At 66.5% G+C, this 20907-nt stretch carries 19 protein-coding genes and 2 tRNA genes; 4 read left to right on the forward strand and 17 right to left on the reverse strand.

The features are described from left to right. Positions 1-27: 27 nt before the first annotated feature. The gene (locus tag N2K99_RS10020; protein WP_227921104.1) at positions 28-1125 is read right to left on the reverse strand and encodes an acyl-CoA desaturase; all 1098 of its coding nucleotides are present in this window, start codon (positions 1123-1125) and stop codon (positions 28-30) included. 183 nt (positions 1126-1308) lie between these two features. Between N2K99_RS10020 and N2K99_RS10025 the strand changes: the two genes are divergently transcribed. Genes N2K99_RS10025 through N2K99_RS10035 form a run of 3 tightly spaced genes read left to right on the forward strand, consistent with a single transcriptional unit; the run spans position 1309 to position 4675 of the window. Further along, complete coding sequence (locus N2K99_RS10025; protein ID WP_260554622.1) at positions 1309-2610, forward strand: amino acid deaminase/aldolase; 1302 nt, start codon at positions 1309-1311, stop codon at positions 2608-2610. Next, positions 2607-3914, forward strand: coding sequence for a D-arabinono-1,4-lactone oxidase (locus N2K99_RS10030; RefSeq protein WP_227921100.1), 1308 nt, complete (start codon positions 2607-2609; stop codon positions 3912-3914). Before N2K99_RS10025 ends, N2K99_RS10030 begins: the two co-directional genes overlap by 4 nt. Before the next feature lie 56 nt (positions 3915-3970). Beyond that, a complete protein-coding gene (locus tag N2K99_RS10035) occupies positions 3971-4675 on the forward strand; it encodes a lysoplasmalogenase (protein ID WP_227921097.1) in 705 nt (234 codons plus the stop codon). 24 nt (positions 4676-4699) lie between these two features. On the opposite strand, the gene N2K99_RS10040 is transcribed toward N2K99_RS10035, so the two are convergent. The 16 genes from N2K99_RS10040 to N2K99_RS10115 form a co-directional block, all read right to left on the reverse strand. Continuing rightward, the gene (locus tag N2K99_RS10040; protein ID WP_227921095.1) at positions 4700-5440 is read right to left on the reverse strand and encodes an NUDIX domain-containing protein; all 741 of its coding nucleotides are present in this window, start codon (positions 5438-5440) and stop codon (positions 4700-4702) included. Further along, entirely contained in the window at positions 5440-6546 is a 1107-nt protein-coding gene (locus tag N2K99_RS10045; RefSeq protein ID WP_227921094.1) for an AAA family ATPase, read from the reverse strand. The genes N2K99_RS10040 and N2K99_RS10045 overlap by 1 nt, the downstream gene beginning before the upstream one ends. Further along, the gene (gene pnuC / locus N2K99_RS10050) at positions 6543-7205 is read right to left on the reverse strand and encodes a nicotinamide riboside transporter PnuC (protein ID WP_227921093.1); all 663 of its coding nucleotides are present in this window, start codon (positions 7203-7205) and stop codon (positions 6543-6545) included. The genes N2K99_RS10045 and pnuC overlap by 4 nt, the downstream gene beginning before the upstream one ends. Positions 7206-7376: 171 nt before the next feature. Further along, positions 7377-7452 (reverse strand) — tRNA-Ala (locus N2K99_RS10055). A gap of 49 nt (positions 7453-7501) precedes the next feature. Then, positions 7502-7577, reverse strand: a tRNA-Ala gene (locus N2K99_RS10060). Between the two features lie 126 nt (positions 7578-7703). After that, positions 7704-8387, reverse strand: coding sequence for a histidine phosphatase family protein (locus tag N2K99_RS10065; RefSeq protein ID WP_227921092.1), 684 nt, complete (start codon positions 8385-8387; stop codon positions 7704-7706). A 9-nt stretch (positions 8388-8396) separates the two neighbouring features. Next, on the reverse strand, positions 8397-8783 hold the full coding sequence (gene rsfS / locus N2K99_RS10070; RefSeq protein ID WP_227921091.1) for a ribosome silencing factor: 387 nt from the start codon (positions 8781-8783) through the stop codon (positions 8397-8399). Positions 8784-8807: 24 nt separating this feature from the next. After that, complete coding sequence (locus N2K99_RS10075) at positions 8808-10103, reverse strand: hypothetical protein (RefSeq protein ID WP_227933675.1); 1296 nt, start codon at positions 10101-10103, stop codon at positions 8808-8810. A 24-nt stretch (positions 10104-10127) separates the two neighbouring features. Then, positions 10128-10736, reverse strand: coding sequence for a nicotinate-nucleotide adenylyltransferase (nadD, locus tag N2K99_RS10080; protein WP_231709344.1), 609 nt, complete (start codon positions 10734-10736; stop codon positions 10128-10130). A 92-nt stretch (positions 10737-10828) separates the two neighbouring features. Next, on the reverse strand, positions 10829-11062 hold the full coding sequence (locus N2K99_RS10085; RefSeq protein WP_227921083.1) for a hypothetical protein: 234 nt from the start codon (positions 11060-11062) through the stop codon (positions 10829-10831). Positions 11063-11182: 120 nt separating this feature from the next. Then, complete coding sequence (locus N2K99_RS10090) at positions 11183-12493, reverse strand: glutamate-5-semialdehyde dehydrogenase (protein WP_227921080.1); 1311 nt, start codon at positions 12491-12493, stop codon at positions 11183-11185. Continuing rightward, the gene (gene proB, locus N2K99_RS10095) at positions 12490-13704 is read right to left on the reverse strand and encodes a glutamate 5-kinase (RefSeq protein WP_227921078.1); all 1215 of its coding nucleotides are present in this window, start codon (positions 13702-13704) and stop codon (positions 12490-12492) included. Before proB ends, N2K99_RS10090 begins: the two co-directional genes overlap by 4 nt. A gap of 52 nt (positions 13705-13756) precedes the next feature. Further along, entirely contained in the window at positions 13757-15340 is a 1584-nt protein-coding gene (obgE, locus tag N2K99_RS10100) for a GTPase ObgE (RefSeq protein ID WP_227921074.1), read from the reverse strand. A gap of 107 nt (positions 15341-15447) precedes the next feature. Further along, positions 15448-15711: a 50S ribosomal protein L27 gene (gene rpmA, locus N2K99_RS10105; RefSeq protein WP_104053918.1), complete on the reverse strand. Its 264-nt coding sequence runs from the start codon at positions 15709-15711 to the stop codon at positions 15448-15450. An 84-nt stretch (positions 15712-15795) separates the two neighbouring features. After that, a complete protein-coding gene (rplU, locus tag N2K99_RS10110; RefSeq protein WP_146361875.1) occupies positions 15796-16107 on the reverse strand; it encodes a 50S ribosomal protein L21 in 312 nt (103 codons plus the stop codon). A 374-nt stretch (positions 16108-16481) separates the two neighbouring features. Then, positions 16482-19790 (reverse strand): Rne/Rng family ribonuclease, encoded by a 3309-nt coding sequence (locus tag N2K99_RS10115; protein WP_227933676.1) that lies wholly within the window; start codon positions 19788-19790, stop codon positions 16482-16484. 441 nt (positions 19791-20231) lie between these two features. Here N2K99_RS10115 and N2K99_RS10120 point away from each other — a divergent pair, with 441 nt between their 5' ends. Continuing rightward, on the forward strand, positions 20232-20888 hold the full coding sequence (locus N2K99_RS10120; protein ID WP_374200050.1) for a vitamin K epoxide reductase family protein: 657 nt from the start codon (positions 20232-20234) through the stop codon (positions 20886-20888). Positions 20889-20907: the final 19 nt, after the last annotated feature.

Here is a 20907-nt window from a genome sequence, read left to right on the forward strand (position 1 = left end):
TTGCCGTTGCTCCGGAGGATCAGCACGCTAGATGCGGTACTTTGACCGGACCGGGCAGTCGAACGGATCCCGGGCGGAGAGCCCCACCTCGTTGAGGTACCGAACCACAATGGCGTAGGACTGCACGAGCGTGGTCTCGGTGTAAGGGATGGAATGCTTGGAGCAGTGTTCCTTCACCAGTTCGCTGGCCCGGGCCAGCGACGGCCGGGGCATGCTCGGGAACAGGTGGTGCTCCACCTGGTAGTTCAGTCCACCCATCAGGGTGTTCATGCCGCGGCCCACAATGTTCCGGGAAGTCAGAACCTGGCGGCTAAGGAAATCGACCTTGGAGTCCCTGGGGAGAATCGGCATGCCCTTGTGGTTCGGGGCGAACGAAGCACCCATGTACACGCCGAAGACTGCCAGCTGCACACCGATGAAGGCGAAGGCCATTCCCACCGGCAGGAAGAAGAACACGGCAGCCAGGTACAGGCCCAGGCGGGTGAAGACCATGACCAGTTCGGAAATGCGTCCCTTGACCTGCTTGTTCGCAAACAGGTGCTTGATGGACGTCGCATGCAGGTTGATGCCCTCCAGCATCAGCAGCGGGAAGAACAGCCATCCCTGGCGGCGTGCGAACCAGGCCATGAAGCCCTTCTGCCGTGCCGCCTGCTCCGGAAGGAAGGAAATGGTGTCCATGTCGATGTCCGGGTCCTTGCCCACCGTGTTGGGGTTGGCATGGTGCCGGCTGTGCTTGTTCATCCACCACTGGTAACTGATGCCGACGACGGCGTTTGCCACGAACTTGCCGGCCCGGTCATTAGCCGGCCCCGATTCGAAGACCTGCCGGTGCGAGGCCTCGTGCGCAATAAACGCGAGCTGCGTCAGGAGGATGCCCAGCGCCGCGGCGATGAGCAGCTGGAACCAGCTCTCCCCGATAAAGAAAGACCCTGTGGCAGCGGCAACCAGGCCGATGCACAGGAACACGAAAGTGGTGATGTAGAAAGAGCTCCGGCGCTTCAGCAGGCCTTCGTCGCGGACGGCTTTGAGCAGTCCGGAGTAGGTGCTGGTGACGTTATTCCGGCGCGGCTTCTTTTCGCTCGGGACTTCTTCAACGGGTGCAGTGGAGGATGCGGTTAAGCTCATGCGGCCTTCTGGTGGTGTACGACTTCCCAGTCGGCGTGGCGAGCGGTTTCGCTCTGCGGATGTGACCACCCTAACCCGGAAGTCTGGTGTTTGTCTGTGACATTGCGCTGCTGCTGCCGAGCGTTGCGTGCTGGAGGGTGCGGTGTTCCGCGTTTAGGGTGGGTGCAGACAACGGAGGTCACCATGGGTAACCGCAACGACGCCGGGACTCCGGCTCCCCCTCTGCAACTGTTCCCGCCCGGCTTTCCGGGAACACCGGATCCATCCGGAACAGCAGTGTCCCGTCCCTGGCTGACCCCCGAAACCTATTGGCCCGCATTGTCGGAGGCCACCGCGGCACTGCCCGCACCGGTGGCGGTGCTGGGGCTGGAGGCTCTTCGGTCCAACGCTGCGGACCTGCTCCGGCGCGCGGGCGGCGTGCCCCTGCGGGTTGCCAGCAAGTCCCTCCGCGTCCGCGGCGTCATAGAGGCACTGCTTCAGCTTCCCGGTTTTCGGGGCGTCTTCGGTTACACACTCTCCGAAGCCCTCTGGCTGGCGGAGCGGTGCACGGATGTTTTGGTGGGATATCCCAGCACGGACCGGGCGGCCCTCACCCGGCTCCTCGGCGACGAACGGCTGGCCTCCCGGGTAACCCTGATGGTCGACGACGAGTCCCAGCTGGACCTGGTGGATGCCCTGGCGCCGGCGGGGAAGCGCCCGGAAGTGCGTATCTGCCTGGATGCGGATGCCTCCTGGCAGGCGCCGGCGCTGGGCTTCATCGGCACCCGGCGGTCTCCCCTGCACACCCCGGACGACGCCGTCGGGCTGGGCCGCCGGATTGCCGCCCGGCCGGGCTTCGCGCTGGTGGGTTTGATGATGTACGAAGCCCAGGTGGCCGGCGTGGGCGATGCGGTTCCCGGGGCAGGCCCACGGAATGTCCTGATGCGGCACCTGCAGCCGCGGTCCATGGCCGAGCTCCTCGGCCGCAGGCAGCTCATTGCCGGGCGGCTGCGCGATCTGGCCCCGCTCGAATTCGTGAACGGCGGCGGCACCGGCTCCATCGAAGCCACGCGCGCGGACCCGGCGGTCACCGAGATTACGGCCGGTTCCGGACTCTTCGGCGGACACCTGTTCGACAACTACCGTGCGTTTACGCCGGCCCCCGCAGCAGCCTACGCGTTCGACGTCGTCCGCCGTCCGACGTCGGACACCGCTACCGTGCTGGGCGGCGGATGGATCGCTTCGGGGCCGCCGGGAGCCAGCCGCCTCCCGCGTCCGGTCTGGCCGCCGGACCTGCGTTTCCTCCCGCGTGAGGGGGCGGGAGAGGTACAGACTCCCCTGCGCGGTGCGGCCGCCGGGACGCTGCATCCCGGTGACCGCGTCTGGTTCCGGCACGCCAAGAGCGGCGAGCCGGCCGAACACCTCAACGAGTACCAGGTCGTGGACGGCGGGAAGATCGTGGACACGTTGCCCACCTACCGCGGCGAGGGGAAGGCGTTCCTGTGAGGGCGGCGGGCCCCGGGTGGGAAAACTGGGGACGGAACGTTACTGCGGAACCGCTCCGCGTGGAGCGGCCGCTCGATACCGCCGGCCTCCAGCGGTGCGTGGCCGACGCGGCCGGTGCCGGGCAGCGGGTCAAGGCCGTGGGGGCAGGCCACAGCTTCACCGACATTGCCGCCACCGACGGCGTCCAGCTGGATCTCAGTGCCCTGCAGGGGGTAGTCGAAGCGGACACCGGAAGGTTCCGGGTGCGGTTACAGGCCGGCACATGGCTGCATCGGATTCCGGCGCTGCTGGAACCTTATGGACTGGCAATGCCGAACCTCGGCGACATTGACCGGCAGTCCATCGCCGGTGCAGTTTCCACCGGGACGCACGGAACGGGCGCCGGGTTCGGCGGGATGGCCACCCAAGTGGTGGGCGTGACCGTGGTCCAGCCCGACGGCGGCCTGCTCAGCGTGCGCGGCGACGATCCCCTGCTTCCGGCCGTCGCCCTCGGACTGGGCGCCCTGGGCGTCATCGCCGACGTCACCCTCCAGTGCGTACCCGCATTCGTACTCAAGGCCGAGGAGCGATCCGAACCCCTGGCGGATGTGCTCGAGGGACTAAACGACAGGGTGAAGGCAACCGACCATTTTGAGTTTTACTGGTTTCCGCACACCGGCCGCGCTGCCACCAAGGCGAACACCCGCCTGCCCGGCTCTGCCCGCTGCCGTCCGCCCGGTCCCGCTGCGCGCTGGATTAACGACTCCCTGCTGGCAAACACCGTGTTCCGGGGTACCTGTGCCGTGGGCAGTGCGGTCCCGGCGGTTGTCCCTGCCGTGAACGCCGCAGCGGCACGGCTGCTCGGCGGCCGGGACTATTCGGACGCCTCGGCGCGGGTCTTCACCACCCGGCGCAACGTGAGGTTCCGGGAGATGGAGTACGCCGTTCCGGCGGACAGCGTGGCCCCGGCCTTCTCCGCCCTGCGGGAGCTGATCGAGGAGCGCGGTTGGCGGATCTCGTTTCCCGTGGAGGTCCGCTGGGCGGCGGCTGATGACCGCTGGCTGTCCACCGCGTACGGCCGGGAGACAGCCTATATTGCCGTGCACCGCTATTACCGGGAGGACTTCGCCGAGTACTTCAACGCCGTCGAGGAACTTATGCTCGCCCACGGCGGGCGGCCGCATTGGGGCAAGCTGCATTCGCTGGAGGCGGCAGCACTGGCGGAGCGGTACCCGCGCTTCAAGGACTTCCTGGCGGTACGGGAGCAGCTGGATCCGGACCGGGTCTTCGCCAACGCCTATCTGGACCGGGTGCTGGGCGCCTAACGGCCATCGCGCCGGAGTCACCGTACGATGGTCTGCAGCCGACCCGAAGGAGTGCCGTGACCGCCGCGCCCGCCCAAAGCCAGACCACCGTCCTGCCCCGCTCGTGGTGGTGGGGTTTCCTGCCGTTCGCAGCAGCCTCTGCCGTTCATATCGGGGCGCGGGCGGTCGAAGCCACCGACATCGCCGAGCCCACCAAGCTCACCCTGATGCCGTTGCTTGCCATCGCCGCCCTGTGGGGCGCGCGCGGCGTCGTCCGCGGGCCTGCCGGCCGGATGCTGCCGGCGGCCCTATTGCTTACGGCCCTGTTCTTCTCCTGGATCGGTGACGGCGCGGCCGCGTTCTTCCCGTCGGCACCGGAACTGCCGGTAATGCTCGGCTCCTTCGGGCTCGCCCACGTCTGTTACATCTGGCTCCTGGCCCGGTACGCCGCTGCAGGGAGAATCCCGCGGTGGGCACTGGTCTTCCCGCTGTGGTGGGTGCTGATGCTCGTGGTGCTGTGGCCTGCGCTGGGCGGTCTGGCCCCGGCCGTGGCCGCGTACGGCATTGTCCTCGCCGGCACTGCGGCGACGGCGGCGCGGTGCCGGCCGATGGTGGCAGCCGGCGGCCTGCTGTTCCTGGCCTCGGACACGATCCTGTCCGGCCGGATCTTCCTGCCCGAGCAGATGCCTGACTGGACCAATCCCCTGGTCATGCTGACCTACTGTGCGGGGCAGGCCCTTATTGTTGCCGGGGTGCTTCGGACCTGGCGGGACGGACGCTGAGGGTCCAGTCCCGGCGGAAGCGCCTCATCCCTCCGCGGGCCGTATCATCGGCGGGCTGAGGTACTCGTCCTTGACGGTGAACACCGCTGCGGGGGCGCCCTTCCCGCGGACGACCTTGCGTCCGGTGTCGCGCAGGGCGCCGGTCATCTTGCGGGTGAAGTTCCCGGCGTCGAGCTTGTCCGTGTTCCACACGGCCTGGTACACCCGGCGCAGCTGGTAGAGGGCGAATTCCTCAGGCAGGAGCCTGGCTGCAGTGAGGGTGTATTCGATCTTGCCCGCAAGGCGGTCCAGGGCCGCGGTGAGGATCTCGCGGTGGTCGAAGGCCAGCGTCTCATTGGCGAGGACGTCATACACGGGCATCCACTGCGCGGCTGCGGTGTCGGTGCCCGGGTTCAGTGCCGGCAGGGCACTGCCGTCGGTTGCGAGCAGCGCCAGGTGGGCGACGGACACGACGCGCATGCGCGGGTCACGAACAGGTGAGCTGTAGGTGGCGAGCTGCTCGACGTAGGCGCGGTGCGCCCCCAGATCCAGCCCGGTTTCCTCCTGCAGCTCGCGCCAGGCGGCCGTGAGGGCATCCTCATCCGCCCCCACGAAGCCGCCGGGCAGCGCCAGGGCAGCCTTGAAGGGGTGCCCTCCGCGGCGGACGAATGCTGCATGGAGGGTGCTTCCTTTGACGGCGAAGACGACCAGATCCACGGTCAGCGCCACGGAGGGATACTCCCTGGGCGCGTAGTCCTGAAGGAACTGCTCTTCTTCGGTGGCCATCAGGCTCCTGTCAGTACCGTCCGCTTTGCCCAGGGCGGTGAGGTGAAGCGGTTCCGCTGGGCGATGATGAGGTCGATTATCCCAGTTGCCGTGGATATCCGCTCCTCCGGAGTGCCGGAAACGAGGATCCAGGAGTGCCCGGCTGCCGTGAGCTCCTCCTTGAACCACTCGGTCATCTCGGCGCGGGGGTGCTCGGCCTCGCGCCAGCCGTCGTCCTCGAACGCGACGCCGTCGTGGTCGGTAATGAGGTAGAGGTCGCGGCGGGGCAGCCGGTCGACGGCATGGTAGGAACCATAGCTTTGCTCACCGATGTACACCCGCTCAAAGAGGGAGGTGGTGATCACATCCGTGTCGGCGATGACCAGCGGACACCGCGCGGCGGCTTCGTTTTCCATCTCGTTCTGCCGTTCACCGATGACGGCAAAATCCTCCGCGGTCCAGACCATGTCGGACAGGACGGCGTCGGGCTTTGTTTCCTGCACTGCGGCGAACTTGTCGTAGGTGTACTGGCGGCCGAATTCGGGAACGTCGACGAGCTCGGGGAAGCTTGCCCGGTAGTGCTCGGTCAGGGCCCGGGCGAGGGTGGTGGTGCCGGTGGATTCGGCTCCCACGACGATGATGCGCACGGCCAGGTCCTGCCGGGCACCTTTGATGATGTTCCGCCAGGCTGCGCTGAGGTCATCCCGGCAGAGGGTGCCGCTGACGGGATAGGCGGTGCGGAGCCTGTCGACCATGACGTGGGCCGCGCCGAAGTCCTGCGCCAGTTCGCTGCCGTAATCCTCGGAGCTGAAGACGGCGTCGACGGTTGTGATTCCCTTCAGCTTGAGGGCGATGCGCAATGCCTCGTTATGCGCCTTCCAGATGGTCCGGGAGTTGTAGTCCACGGGGCAGTCATCAGGCATCCCGATCACGGATACGTTGGTCTCCGCGAACTCGGCGGCAAGCCACTTCACCCGGTCTTCAAGGGTGATGCTCTCAAACCTGCTGCTCAGGATGACGACTGCGAGCTTGGTGCACTGCTCCGCTGCCCGGGCAATGAGGTGCCGGTGGCCGACGTGCGGCGGATAGAACTTGCCGATCACGACACCCTGTCCAAACAGGTTCATGCCGGTATCTTTCCGGCTGCAGCAGCCGGGCTGGCGGCCGCGGTGCGCGTGCGCTTCCAGTCGATCAGACCGTAGACGCAAAGTGCGGTGAAACCGATGTAGAGGACGCCGGTGAGGTTGAGTCCGCGGGAGAAGTACAGCGGAACGCTGACGAGGTCGATGGCAATCCAGACGTACCAGTGCTGGAAAATCTTCTTGGCCTGCGCGTAAGTGGCCAGGAGCGACGCGGCCAGGACGAAGGCATCGGGCCAGGGAACCTCGGAGTCGGTTCCGTGGGTGAGGATCATGGCGATCCCCGCGGTGGCCAGGACGACGGCGGCGATGCCGGCGATCACCTCGTTCCGGCTGGCGTCACGGATGGGCAGGTCGCTTTTCTGCTCCGTGTTCTTGGCGCCGCGGACCCAGTTGTACCACCCGTAAACGGACACGGCGGCGAACACGGCCTGCAGGAGAGTCTCCCCGTAAAGCCCGGCGCCGAAGAAGAGGACCATAAACGCGATGTTGTTGATGATGCCCACGGGCCAGTTCCAGGCCTTCTGCCGGGCCACACCGTAGACGCAGGCTGCACCGGTGACGAACCCGATGACTTCGATCCAGCTGACGGGTGCTCCAAGCAGGGATGCTGCCGGCGAGTTCATCCAGTCCAGTACTGCATTCATGACGCTCTCCTGATTTATTGTCAGTGTGACAATGAGTAGCCTAGGGCCGATGGGGAGAGAACGGAAGACCTGGTGCGGACCAGTATTGAGAGCTACGTCACAACGAACCGGAGCATTCCGGGCACTAAAAAACCGCCGGACACAGGATTTCCCGTGTTCCAGCGGTCTTGTTGGTGGAGCTGAGGGGACTCGAACCCCTGACCCCCTGCATGCCATGCAGGTGCGCTACCAGCTGCGCCACAGCCCCAAACTTTCAGTGATTTTCCACCGCAAACCCTCCGGCTTCCCGAAGGTTTTGGTGGAGCTGAGGGGACTCGAACCCCTGACCCCCTGCATGCCATGCAGGTGCGCTACCAGCTGCGCCACAGCCCCAAAACTAAAGGTTGTTTACTTCACTTTTCCGTTCACCGGGGCGAAGCAACTCCTCTACCTTAGTACAAATCAACAGGAGCGCAAAATCCACTCAGTGCTCCCCTGCCGGGCAGGAAAGAGGGTCTTTCAGCCCTCCACCGGGCCGCTGGGGAGCGAGTCCAGGCCTACGTTGTGCTGGGCCAGGTGCCAGGCGGAATTCCCATGCCGGTCCGGGATTTCCTGAAGGACCGACCAGTGGCAGTTGGATACTCCCGAGATGACCGCCCAGGACTCCGTAGGCAGACCGAGCAAGGCGCAGATTCCGGCGCGGATGGCTCCTCCGTGGCTTACGGCCACAAGCGTGCCGCCGGCAGGCACTTCCCTGACGGCCTCCCCCACGGCTTCGGCGACTCGCCGGCCGACGTCGACGCGCGTTTCCCCGCCGCCCGCCCGGGCGCTGCCTACTCCCGCCGACCAGGCACTCAGCAGCGGTGCGTCCTGCTCCGCGATCTGTGTGAAGGTACGCCCTTCCCACGTGCCGGCAAACGTTTCCCGCAGGCGTTTGTCCTCCGCAACCTCAAGACCGGTCTCGGCGGCCAGGACCCTGCCTGTGCCCAGGGCACGGCTCAGGTCCGAGGAAACAATCGCGTCGGGTTCGAGGAACCGCAGCACTGCAGCCGCCTCGGCAGCCTGCCGAAGGCCGGTGGCGTCAAGGGCAATATCCTGCTGCCCTTGGAAGCGCCCCGCCCGGTTCCATTCCGTACGTCCGTGGCGCCAGAAAACCACCCGGCGCGACGCGGAATCCGGATCCCAAGGGGCAGGGGCGCTCATGGTCACAGGCTATTCGGACTCGGCGCCGGCAGGAGCGTCTTCGAGCTGAAGGTCAACCTCGGGGCAGTCCTTCCACAGACGCTCCAAGGCGTAGAACACGCGGTCCTCCTCGTGCTGGACGTGCACAACGACGTTGGCGTAGTCCAGCAGGACCCAACGGCCTTCGCTGCGTCCTTCACGGCGCACGGGCTTGAGGTCCATCTTGGACAGTTCCTCTTCGATGCCGTCAACAATGGCGTTGACCTGGCGCTCATTCGATGCCGAGGCAATGAGGAAGACATCGGTGATGGCGAGCCGTTCGCTCACGTCGATTGCGACGATATCGTCCGCAATCTTGGCCGAGGCCGCTTTGGCCGCCGCCCGTGCAATGTCGATGGAAGATTCGGTGGCGCTCAAAGTGTGTCTCCTTGGGGTAATCGGTCAGCCGCCAAGGCCGCCGACGATCATTAGTACTCCGACGATCAGGGCAAGTGTGCCCAGACCTGCAACACCGGCGGCCGCAAAACGCAGCCTCCGGGTACGGCCGAGTCCGGCCGTCATGACATCTAGGGGGTCAAGTCCGAAGGCACTGCGGGCACCGATGGGGGCGGCAGCTTCCTCGGATTCAACCGGTTTATTGACCAGCGCGTCCGCGCGGGCGAGGATCCGTGAATGGCGCACGTCGGTGGCGCCTACCGGTACCCGGCGCGGCACGGACGCCGGACGCTGGGCAGGAACCGCCGGCAGGGTCCGCGCGGCAGCAGCCTCCGGATCCACCACCGGCGTCGACGAGGTAACAATCGGAATGTGCGAGGTCTGCGGCGCCTTCATCACGGGATGTTCCATCCCGGGGACCTTCACGAACTCGAGCGGCGTCACCATCGCCAGGTTGTGGGCAGTACTCGGGTCGCTCGGCGACGGTTTGCGCTGCTCGTTTTCCTGCGACAGTTTCTCGATGGCACGGGTGCGGCGGTTCAGTACCTTGGCACGTTCGGCCAGCGCCTTCTGCTGGGCCAGCAGTTCCAGGTCCACGGCCTGCGGATCATCAACCTGCAGGGCCTCCATGGCCGCAACGTGGTTGCGGGCCTGTCCCTCCAGTGCCTGACGGGCAGCCAGGGCCTGTTCCACGCTCATACCCTCGACGTCGGCGTTGGGGTCGGTGCCGGCAGCCGTACCTTCCGCAACGGCCGGAGTTGCCGACGCCGGTGCGGCGCGGCGGCTCTGCTTTCGGGATGCCCGGGAGCCGGATTCCTGCTCGTGCTGCCTTTCCGGAGCGTGCGTTTCCGAAGCCTTCGGTTCCGAGGCCTGCGTTTCCAAAGCCCTCGGTTCCGACGTCGGGGACTCCGGTTCGGTGTCCGTGCCCGCCACTGACGATTGCCGGCGTCGTTCCCGACGCAGCGACGTCCCGGCAGGTGCCGTTGGAGACGGTTCGGAAGCGACCGGTCCGGTTGCGTCCGGCGAGGCCGGGACATCCGCGGGCAACTCAGCCGACCCGGTCCCGGTACCCGCCGCCGCAGCGCGCTGTTGCTGCTGCAGCCTCAGCTGCCGTCGGGTGGGCGTCGCGGTCTCAGGGTCAGGGCGCTCCGGCGTCTCTGCCAGGGCCTTGTACGCACGCAGCGCTTCCCGGTCCCGGGCGCGCTGCTGGGACTCACGTTCCCGCGGCCCGGCCGGGGAATCCACGGGTACGTCGGCCGCCCGGCGGCTGCGCCGCGGCGCGGACTCTGGACCGTTAGTCATTTCCTACCCATCCGGTATCTGTATTTACGCTACTGGTTCTGTTTCGGTTTCCGCGGAGTTCGGAGCCTGCCTGTCGGCGGCGTACAAACGGTGCTTCGCGATGTACTGCACTACCCCGTCCGGCACGAGGTACCACACGGGGTTGCCTTCGGCCACGCGGCGCCGGCAGTCGGTCGACGAAATCGCCATGGCCGGCACATCCAACAGGAAGACGTCATCCCGGCCCACGTTCTCCAGAACGTGTCCCGGCCGCGTGACCCCCACGAAACGCGCCAGTGACCACAGCTCCTGGATGTCTTTCCAGGACAGGATCTGCGCCATGGCATCGGCGCCGGTAATGAAGAACAGGTCAGCCTCGGGCCTCGCCGCCTTCAAATCGCGCAGTGTGTCGATGGTGTACGTAGGGCCGGGCCGGTCGATGTCGACCCGGCTCACCGTAAACCGCGGGTTCGATGCCGTAGCGATGACAGTCATCAGATACCGGTGCTCTGCCGGACTCACCTGCTGGGCGGCCGGTTTATGCCACGGGTCACCGGTGGGAACAAAAACCACTTCGTCCAGATCGAACGTGGACGCAACCTCACTCGCCGCAACCAGGTGGCCGTTGTGAATGGGGTCGAACGTTCCACCCATGACTCCGAGGCGGAATCTGCGCTTTCCGTTGCTTTGTGTCCGCTGCGGTTCACCCATGGGGAAGAACGCCTCCGCTGACTCCACGTACGGGGTCAGTCCCTGATGGCCTGGCCGTGGTCATGCTTGTCGGGGAACTGGCGCTGGGGGTCAACGTGCTCCGGCTCGGCCGTGTGGCGGTTGCCCACGTTGGAGAAGGACACCGTGATCAGCATCAGCAGCAGCAGTGCCGCAAAGATCACTCCGCCGTAGACGTACGGAGACGCCGGCAGTTCAACGTGGTGTTCTTCGGCAGCAGTAAACACGGCGCCCGTAAGCTGGATCAGCATGTATCTCCCCTAGAGATCGATAGGTTCCGCCGGGCAGCCGGCGGAACGGGTTCTTAGTCAATGGTACGCGTAACGGAGTGCACATCGCAGCCGGACCCGTCGCCGGGCCGCTGGACGGAACTAGTCGCGGATCTGCCCGTCGCCCTGGATGATCCATTTCGTAGTGGTCAGTTCCCTGAGCCCCATGGGACCGCGGGCATGCATTTTCTGCGTGGAAATGCCCACCTCGGCTCCCAGCCCGAGTTCGCCCCCGTCCGTGAACCTGGTGGAGGCATTGACAATCACCGCCGCGGAATCGATCTCCGCAATGAACCGCTCCGCATTGGCAAGGTCATTGGTGATAATCGCTTCAGTGTGTCCGGTGGTCCAGCGCCGGATGTGATCCAGCGCGTCATCGAGCGTGTCCACTACCGCCACGGCCAGGTCCAGGTCCATGTACTCACGCCCCCAGTCGCCGTCGTCGGCTTTTTCCGCGCTGACTCCGGCGGGCAGCAGTTCCATGGCGCGGGGGTCGGCGTGCAGGCGGACGCCGGCGGCGGCCAGCGCCGCCAGGACGTCGCGGGCAGCCGGCGCACCCTCGTGGATGAGCAGGGTCTCGACTGTATTGCAGACGCTGGGGCGCTGCGTCTTGGCGTTGAGCAGGATGTCCACAGCCATCTCCACCGGCGCCGTCCGGTCCAGGTAGATGTGGACGTTGCCCTCCCCCGTCTCAATGACGGGCACAGTGGCGTTGGTGACGACGGACTGGATCAGGGAGCGGCCGCCGCGCGGAATCAGCACGTCCACCCGGCCCCGGGCCTTCATCAGGACGTTGGCGCCTTCACGGCCGTACTGGTCAACGCTCTGCACGGCGTCGGCGGGCAGGCCCGCTTCCTCGAGGGAGTCACGGATGATTTCCACGAGGACGGCGTTGGTGTTCTCGGCGGCGCTGCCGCCGCGCAGGAGAACGGCGTTGCCGCTTTTCAGCGCCAGTCCGGCAATATCGAGGGTGACGTTGGGGCGGGCCTCGTAGATCGCGGCCACCACGCCCATCGGAACATGCACCTGGCGCAGCCGCAGGCCGTTGGGCAGCGTCTGGCCGCGGGCGACGGAACCCACCGGATCCGGCAGCCCGGCCAGGTTCTCCAGCGCTGCGGCCAGCGCGGTGATGCGTGCCGGCGTCAGCGACAGCCGGTCCAGCATGGCCGCAGAGGTCCCGTTGTCCCGGCCGGCCGCCACATCGCGGGCGTTGGCCGCGAGGATGGCGGCGTGTTTGGCGTTGACGTTCTGCGCGATCTGCCGCAGGGCGCGGTCCTTCCAGGCGCGGTTGGCCCGCGCCAGGCGCCGGGCGGCGGTGCGGGAACGGTCGGCAAGGGCATGGACCTGGGCTTCCACGCCGTTGTCCGTACCGGCATGTTCCAGCTCAGCCTCAGTTGTGTTCACGGAAGTCATGCTCCCAGTGTAGGTCCGGTGCCGGCTTCCGGCCCGGGTGCCGGTGCTTCGTTGGGGTGCAGGAGAACGAGGTCGTTTACATGGACCACCGCGCGTTCATATCCGCGCCCCAGCTCGCGGGACAGTTCCCGGGTGGAGCGGCCAAGCATGGAGGGCAGCTCGTCCGAACCGTAGTTCGTCAGGCCATGGGCAATCACGCGGCCCGCGGTATCGGCCAGGGCAACGGCGTCACCGGGCTCGAATTGCCCCTTCACAGCAGTGATGCCTGCCGGCAGCAGCGAACGGTGCCGGTCCCCCACTGCCTTCGCGGCGCCGTCGTCGAGCACCAGTGTGCCTTGAATGCGGGCGAGGTGGGCGAGCCACAGCAAGCGGATGGACCGGCGCCGGCCGCGGGTGGTGAACCAGGTGCCCACGTCTTCGCCGGCCAGCGCGGCGGCCGCGTTGGCCGTGGACGTGACCAGTGCCGGGATGCCCGATTCCGCGGCAATGGTGGCTGCTTCGACCTTGGTTGCCATGCCGCCCGTACCGACGCCGGCCTTGCCCACCCTGCCGATCCGCACGTCCGCCAGGTCCTTGGGACCGGTGACTTCGGGGATGCGGCGGGCGCCCTCGGACGGCGGACCGTCGTAGAGGGCGTCGACGTCGGAGAGCAGGATGAGCGCGTCGGCCTTCACAAGGTGCGCCACAAGCGCGGCCAGCCGGTCGTTGTCGCCGAACCGGATCTCGTGGCTGGCGACGGCGTCGTTCTCATTCACAATCGGCAGGACGCCGAAGTTCAGCAGCCGTTCCATGGCCCGGTGCGCGTTGGCATGATGGGCGCGGCGCATCAGGTCCTCAATGGTGAGCAGCACCTGGCTGACCGTGACACCGTGCGCACTGAACGCCTGCGTGTAACGCGCCATCAGCAGGCCCTGCCCCACGCTGGCTGCAGCCTGCTGGGAGGAAAGCTGTGCCGGACGCTTGGTGAGTCCCAGCGGCGCCAACCCGGCGCTGATAGCGCCGGATGAGACCAGGATGATCTCGGTGCCCTGCGCATGCCGGGCGGAAAGCACATCGGCCAGGGACCGCAGGGCAGAGTCGGAGATCCCGCCCGCCACGGAGGTCAGGGACGAGGACCCCACTTTGACGACCACCCGGCGGGCCCGGGCCAGCCCGGAACGGGACGTTAACGCACGGCGGGCAGGTGTGGCGAATTCGATGTGTTCACTCATAACCTGCCCAGCCTATGCGCTGCACCCCGTCCCTACCGGGAAGATGAAGGTGTTACGCCTCTTCGTTACCCTCGACGTCCGCAGGGCGGGTGGAGTGCTTGTAGTTCACGGACTCGGTCCAGATGCCTGCCTTGCGCTCTGCTTCGAGCTCGTCGCGGGCCGCGGCGCGGGCTTCCTTGCGCTTCTGGTGGTCGCCGCGCTTTTCCTCGCGGGTCGGGCGGGAGAAGTCTTCGACGCGGATATCGCTGCCACGCGGGGAAGCGGCAAGCAGTTCCGCTCCGCCGATCATCGTGGGCTCCCAGTCGAAGACGACGCCGTCGCCCTCGCCGATGACCACGGCGTCACCGGGCTTGGCGCCTTCCTTGAACAGTTTCTCCTCCACACCCAGCTTGGCCAGGCGGTCCGCCAGGTAGCCCACGGCTTCGTCATTGGTGAAGTCGGTCTGCTGCACCCAGCGAACCGGCTTCTCACCCAGGACGCGGAAGAGCGGCTCGAGGTTGCGCTCCTCGCGGCGGATCAGGAAGCCACCCTTGTAGTTGACGCCGCGCGGCTTCAGGACCGGCGGCTGGATACGCGGCGGAGCCTTCTCCACGGCGTCCCGGGCTTCCTTGACGATGGCAGCCATGGCGAACCCGAGTTCACGCAGGCCTTCATGGCTGGACGCGGAAACCTCGAACACGCGGTAGCCGCGCTTCTCCAGCTCCGGCCGGACGAATTCGGCCATGTCGCGGCCGTCAGGGACGTCCACCTTGTTCAGTGCGACAAGGCGGGGACGGCGGTTCAGCGGCACGACGTCACCGTCGGTGCCCGCGTAGCTCATGTCCACTTCGTACTTCTCGAGCTCACGCTCAATGACTTCCAGGTCCCCAATGGGGTCGCGGTCCGTTTCCAGTGCGGCACAGTCCAGCACGTGCACCAGGGCGGCGCAGCGTTCCACGTGGCGCAGGAAGTTGTGGCCCAGGCCCTTGCCCTCGGAAGCGCCCTCGATGAGGCCGGGAACATCGGCGACGGTGAAGCGCACGTCGCCGGACTGGACAACGCCCAGGTTCGGGATCAGCGTGGTGAAGGGGTAGTCGGCGATCTTCGGCCGGGCAGCGGAGATGGCCGCAATCAGCGAGGACTTGCCGGCCGACGGGAAGCCGACCAGTGCAATATCGGCAATGGACTTGAGCTCCAGGACAATGTCGGACTCTTCGCCGGGCACGCCCAGCAGCGCGAATCCGGGAGCCTTGCGCTTCTGTGAGGAAAGCGAGGAGTTGCCGAGGCCGCCCTGGCCGCCGGCGGCAGCGATGTACTCGCTGCCCTCGCCTACCAGGTCCGCCAGGACCTCGCCGGCCTTGTTCTTGACGACGGTGCCGTCCGGCACGGGGAGGATCAGCGTCTCGCCGGTCTTGCCCGCGCGCCAGTCGCCCATGCCGTTGCCGCCGTTGGTGGCGTGCCGGTGCGGGGCGTGGTGGTAGTCCAGCAGGGTGGTGGTATTCGAGTCAACGCGCAGGATGACGTCGCCGCCGTCGCCGCCGTTGCCGCCGTCGGGCCCACCCAGGGGCTTGAACTTTTCACGCTTGACGGACACGCAACCATGGCCGCCTGTACCGCCCGAAACGTGCAGCACTACGCGGTCTACAAAGCTGGCCATGGTTCTCCTTCAAAGGAACTTCTTGATCATGCCAATTCTACTTGGCTTAAAAAACGACGGGGCGGGCCATCAAGGCCCGCCCCGTCGGAAAAGCTAAATGCCGGTGATTACTCGGCGGCTGCAGCAGCCACGATGTTCACGACGCGGCGGCCACGACGGCTGCCGAATTCAACTGCGCCTGCTTCCAGGGCGAACAGGGTGTCGTCGCCTCCGCGGCCAACGCCCTCACCCGGGTGGAAGTGGGTGCCACGCTGGCGAACGATGATTTCGCCTGCCTTGACAACCTGGCCGCCGAAACGCTTTACGCCGAGGTACTGGGCGTTGGAGTCGCGACCGTTGCGAGTGGAACTCGCACCTTTCTTATGTGCCATTTCTTTGCCTGCCTTTGCTAACTGATATTGAAACCCTCAGGCGGGATCACACCCGCGTTCCCGGCCCTGGGGCCGGCAGGAGAATCAGGAGTTGATGGACGTAACCTTGACCTTGGTCAGCGAGGAGCGGTAGCCCTGACGCTTCTTGTAGCCGGTCTTGTTCTTGAACTTCTGGATGACAATCTTCGGACCCCGGAAGTTCTCGACGATTTCTGCAGTCACGGTAACCTTGGCCAGGTCCTGTGCAGCAGAGGTGACCTTGTCGCCATCAACCAAAAGCAGGGCAGGCAGCTCAAAGGTGCTACCGGCTCCACCGGGGACGCGGTCCAGGGTTACGAGGTCTCCGACGGAAACCTTTTCTTGGCGGCCGCCAGCGCGGACAATCGCGTACACCACTTGGGAACTCACTTCTCTCGACGTTTAATACTTGGATGCGCATTTAGCTGGGACCAGATTGGGCCTGCCTTGCGCCATGCAGTTCCGCCTAAGCCGATAAACGGTTGGAAGGCGTTCGCACCGAAGTTCAAGGCTACGCTAATGGTCCTATAACCCGCAAATGCGGTGCCTGCACACTGTACTCATAGAGCTGTACAGGTGCAGTCGGACCAAGGGCGCCACCGAACCGGTGCCACTGCTCGATCTCTACTTTATCCCATGATGCCGGTGTTCCGGGCATCGGCACCCCGGCGGGTCCATGGCACGGGCTTAAAAGCCTGCGGGCGGCCCGGCCCCTAAGGGACAGGCCGCCCGCAGGCAGTGGTACGAGGACGCTACAGCTCGGAGGCCGGTACGCCTACGCCAAGGATCACCGGAGCCGCAGCACCGGTCTTTTCCTCCCGGGCAACCGGCGGCTTGCCGGCAGCCGTGACCGTATGCCGCGCCGGCGTGGAGGAAGCGGATTCCCCTGCTGCCGGTGCCAGGACCTCGGCGGCACCCTGCGGGCTGCTGGCCGCCCTGCGGCGGCGTGCCGGACGGGCCGGTGCCTCCGGCGCGGATGCCTGCACTGCGGCCTGCCGGGTGGACTTCGGCTCCTGCACCTGCGCAGCAGGCTCCGCATCGGCGGCCGGCTGCACGGGCTGGGACACGGCCGAGGCAACCTCGTTGAAGGCTTCGGTCAGGCTTTCGAGGGTCAGGACGGGTTCTTCCTTCACCTGGCGGCGCCGCTGGCGGCGGGGAACCACTACGGTTTCCCCCTGGATGTTCAGCACGGCCCCCGGCTCGGTGTCGGACTCGTCATCGGCTGCCTCCTTCGCGGCCGGCGTCGAGGATCCCGCGTCGCCGTTGGCGGCTGCGTCAACCACCTCATGTGCGGCGGCGGTCGCAGCGGCAATGCTGGCCAAGGCTGCGCGGGCGGCTTCGGCCTTCGCCTGCCGCTCGGCATCTTCCTGCACCGGCTCGTCAGCCTGCGGCTGCTCTTCCGGTACCTGGACATTGCCGTTCTGTCCGCGGCTGCGGTTCCGCTTCCGGTCCCCGCGGGACTGCTTTTCCTGCTTGAGGTGCTGCTGGTGATTATCGTCGGCAACCGCGTGGCCGTTGGCGGCCGGCGTGTGGCTGGTGCTGCGGCGGTGCTCCACGGGTACGTCCTGCGTGACGACGCCGCGGCCGTCGCAGTGCTCGCACGTCTCGCCGAAGACTTCCAGCAGGCCGGTGCCCATGCGCTTGCGGGTCATCTGGACCAGGCCCAGCGAGGTAACCTCGGCGACCTGGTGCTTGGTACGGTCCCGGCCCAGGCACTCCACGAGACGGCGCAGCACCAGGTCACGGTTGGCTTCAAGGACCATGTCGATGAAGTCGATGACGATGATGCCGCCGATGTCGCGCAGCCGCAGCTGGCGGACCACTTCTTCGGCCGCTTCGAGGTTGTTCTTGGTGACGGTCTCTTCCAGGTTGCCGCCGCTGCCGGTGAACTTGCCCGTGTTGACGTCCACCACGGTCATGGCTTCGGTGCGGTCAATCACCAGGGAGCCGCCCGAAGGCAGGAACACCTTGCGGTCCAGCGCCTTGGCGATCTGCTCGTCGATGCGGTGCGCCGAGAAGATGTCCTCGTCCTTGGTCCACTTCTCGAGGCGTCCCACCAGGTCCGGGGCCACGTACGTGACATAGGCCTCGATGGTGTCCCAGGCCTCTTCACCGGAGACCACGAGCTTGGAGAAGTCCTCGTTGAAGACGTCGCGGACCACCTTGATGGTCAGGTCCGGTTCGCCGTACAGGAGTTCCGGCGGCAGCGTCTTGGTGGACGTGGACTTGGCTTCGATGTTCTCCCACTGGGCGCGGAGGCGGTTGATGTCATTCATCAACTCTTCCTCGCTGGCACCTTCGGCGGCGGTGCGCACAATGACGCCGGCGTTTTCCGGCAGGTGGTCCTTGAGGATCTTCTTGAGCCGGTTGCGTTCGACGTCGGGCAGCTTGCGTGAGATGCCGGTCATCGAACCGCCGGGGACGTACACGAGGTAGCGGCCGGGCAGGGAAATCTGGCTGGTCAGGCGTGCGCCCTTGTGGCCCACCGGATCCTTGGTGACCTGCACCAGGACCGAGTCGCCGGACTTCAGCGCCAGTTCAATACGGCGCGGCTGGCCGTCCAGGCCGGCGGCATCCCAGTTGACCTCGCCGGCGTACAGCACGGCATTGCGTCCGCGGCCAATGTCCACGAAGGCGGCCTCCATGCTGGGCAGCACGTTCTGGACCTTGCCGACGTAGACGTTGCCGATCAGGGAGTCCTGCTGGGTGTTGGAGACAAAGTGCTCGGCGAGGACGCCGTCTTCCAGCACGCCGATCTGGATCCGCTCGTCACGCTGGCGGACAATCATCTGGCGGTCCACGGACTCGCGGCGGGCCAGGAACTCAGCCTCGGTGATTACGTGGCGGCGCCGGCCCGACTCGCGGGACTCGCGGCGGCGCTGCTTCTTGGCTTCCAGCCGGGTTGACCCCTTGACGCTGGTGACGCGGTCCGAGACCGGAGCCTCGGCGTGGGCGCGCGGTGCACGCACCCGGGTGACGGTGTTGGGCGGATCATCGTCCGCTCCCCCGGTCAGTTCCAGATCGGCGTCCCCGCGGCGGCGCCGACGACGACGGCGGGAGGTTACGCCGTCGGACTCGGAGTCCTCGGGGCCGGTCGATGCTTCTTCCGCACCGGCTTCCTGCCCGTTTCCTGATTCCGAGCCCTGGCGGCTGCGGCCGCGGCGGGACCGGCGGCGGGAACGGCCGGAATCTTCGCTGCCCTCCGGCTCGTCCGTTTCTTCGGCTTCGGCGGGCTTGGCCACCGGCACGGAACGTACGGCGGTGAGGTCCGGGGCGTGGAACAGCACCGACGTGGGCGATTCCGGTACCGAGAACGGATCCAGTGCCGAGGTGGGCCCTGCGGCTTCAGCCTTGGCCGGCTCCTGGTTCTTGGCGGGGGGCTCTTCCTTGGCGGGTGCTTCAGCCGCGGCGGGCAGCACCGGCTCGGCGGGGGTTTCGGCGGGTTCCGCAGCAGCGGACGCGGCCGACTCAGCCGATCGTGCCGGGCCGGTCGGCGTGCTGGCGCGGCGGCGCGTCCGGGTTTTCGGTGCCGGGGCGGCCGTTTCGGCAGCGGGTTCGGCAGTGTTGGTGGACTCGGGACCGGCAGCCAGCGTCACTTCGTCGGCAGCAGCGTTCTCCGCGGCAGCGGCATCAACGGCAGGCTTCTTGGCCGGGGTGCGGCGCCGGCGCACTGTCTTGGCGGGAGCTGCTTCAGCGGAAGCGGTTTCGGCAGCTCCGTCGGCGGAAACCGAATCCGCGGCGGCGGCAGCAGTCTCGGGGGTCTCCTCGCGCGGCGCGGCTGCTTCGGCGGCCGGTGCTGCCTTCTTACGGGGGGTCCGTGTGCGCTTGGGCTTCTCAGCGGCGGGCGCGGGGGTTTCCGGCTGGGTTTCCGCCGCGACTGTTTCGGCCTGCGGGGCGTCCGCCGCGGGCTGTCCTGCGGGGGACGCAGCGGGGACAGACTTGCGGCGGCTGCGGGTGGCCTTTTTTACGGGTGCCGGCTGCTCGGCCGGCTGCACGGGAAGATCCCCTGCCGCTGCGGTTTCCACAGGCAGTTCATTGGTTCCATTATTCTGATTAGTCATGTAGGCCTATGCTCCGGCCCTGCGGCACTGGCCACATTCCAATGCCCCAAGGCAATGTGTCGGCTGTGCGGTGGCATCGCAGCCTGCCCGCCAGCCGGAAGTCGTCTGGATGTCGTTCGAGGTCGTGCCAGCTGTGGGGCGCGGTATCACTCGAAGACCAGCGGCGCTTTTCCTGCTACCCCTGCGGAACGGATAATTTTCGTTACGGCTGTTCTGGGTAGGTCTGGCCGGCGGATTCCCTGGTTCCCATCCGGATTGATGGGTCAACTACACGGGAAGCGTCACCGGCAGAACCGGAAGCCTGTCGCTGGACCGGCGACGGAATGTGGTTCCGTTGTCAGCCAAGCTTCATTATCGCATACGGCCGCCTTTTTGGCCCGTCCCTGCGCATAGACTCGACGCAGATAGTTACTTCCGACAGCTACTCCGTAAGGAGCTTCCGTGCCCTCCAGCGCAGCCCGTCCATCATCCGGCGCCACCCCGGACGAAGCCGATCCCCGGGACCAGGCAGCCGCTGCCGTCCGTCCGGAACGCCGGTCCTTTGCCTGGACGCTCCTGGTCACCTCGGTAGTCGGTTGGGTCGCGTCCGGCATCCTGGTGATTGAACGCCTCCACGTGTACGCGGACGCCGACTACATCACCAGCTGCGACATCAGCCCGTGGGTCTCCTGCGGAACGGTGTTCCAGACCTGGCAGGCGGCCATCTTCGGCTTCCCCAACCCGCTGATCGGCATCGTGGCCTTCGCCGTCGTTATCACCACTGCCATGGGTCTGCTGGCGGGTGCCCGGTTCGCCCGCTGGTACTGGATCGGACTGCAGATCGGCGTCACCCTCGGCATGGTGTTCGTGGTCTGGCTGTGGAGCCAGGCACTGTTCGATATTTACGTACTGTGCATCTACTGCATCGTGGTGTGGGCTGCCATGATTCCGCTGTTCGTCTTCACGACCATCCGCAACCTGACGGCCGGCACCATTCCGGCGCCGGCCGGCCTGGTCCGCTTCCTGACCGACTGGGCGTGGCCGATCGTCGTTCTGCTCTGGGTCGCGACGGCGGCATCCATCTTCTTCCGGTTCCTGAACTCTTTCCTGGGCAGCTAGCCCTTCCCCGGAGTTTCAG

It is taken from the genome of Arthrobacter sp. zg-Y1110 (genome assembly GCF_025244865.1).
Lineage (GTDB): Bacteria > Actinomycetota > Actinomycetes > Actinomycetales > Micrococcaceae > Arthrobacter_B.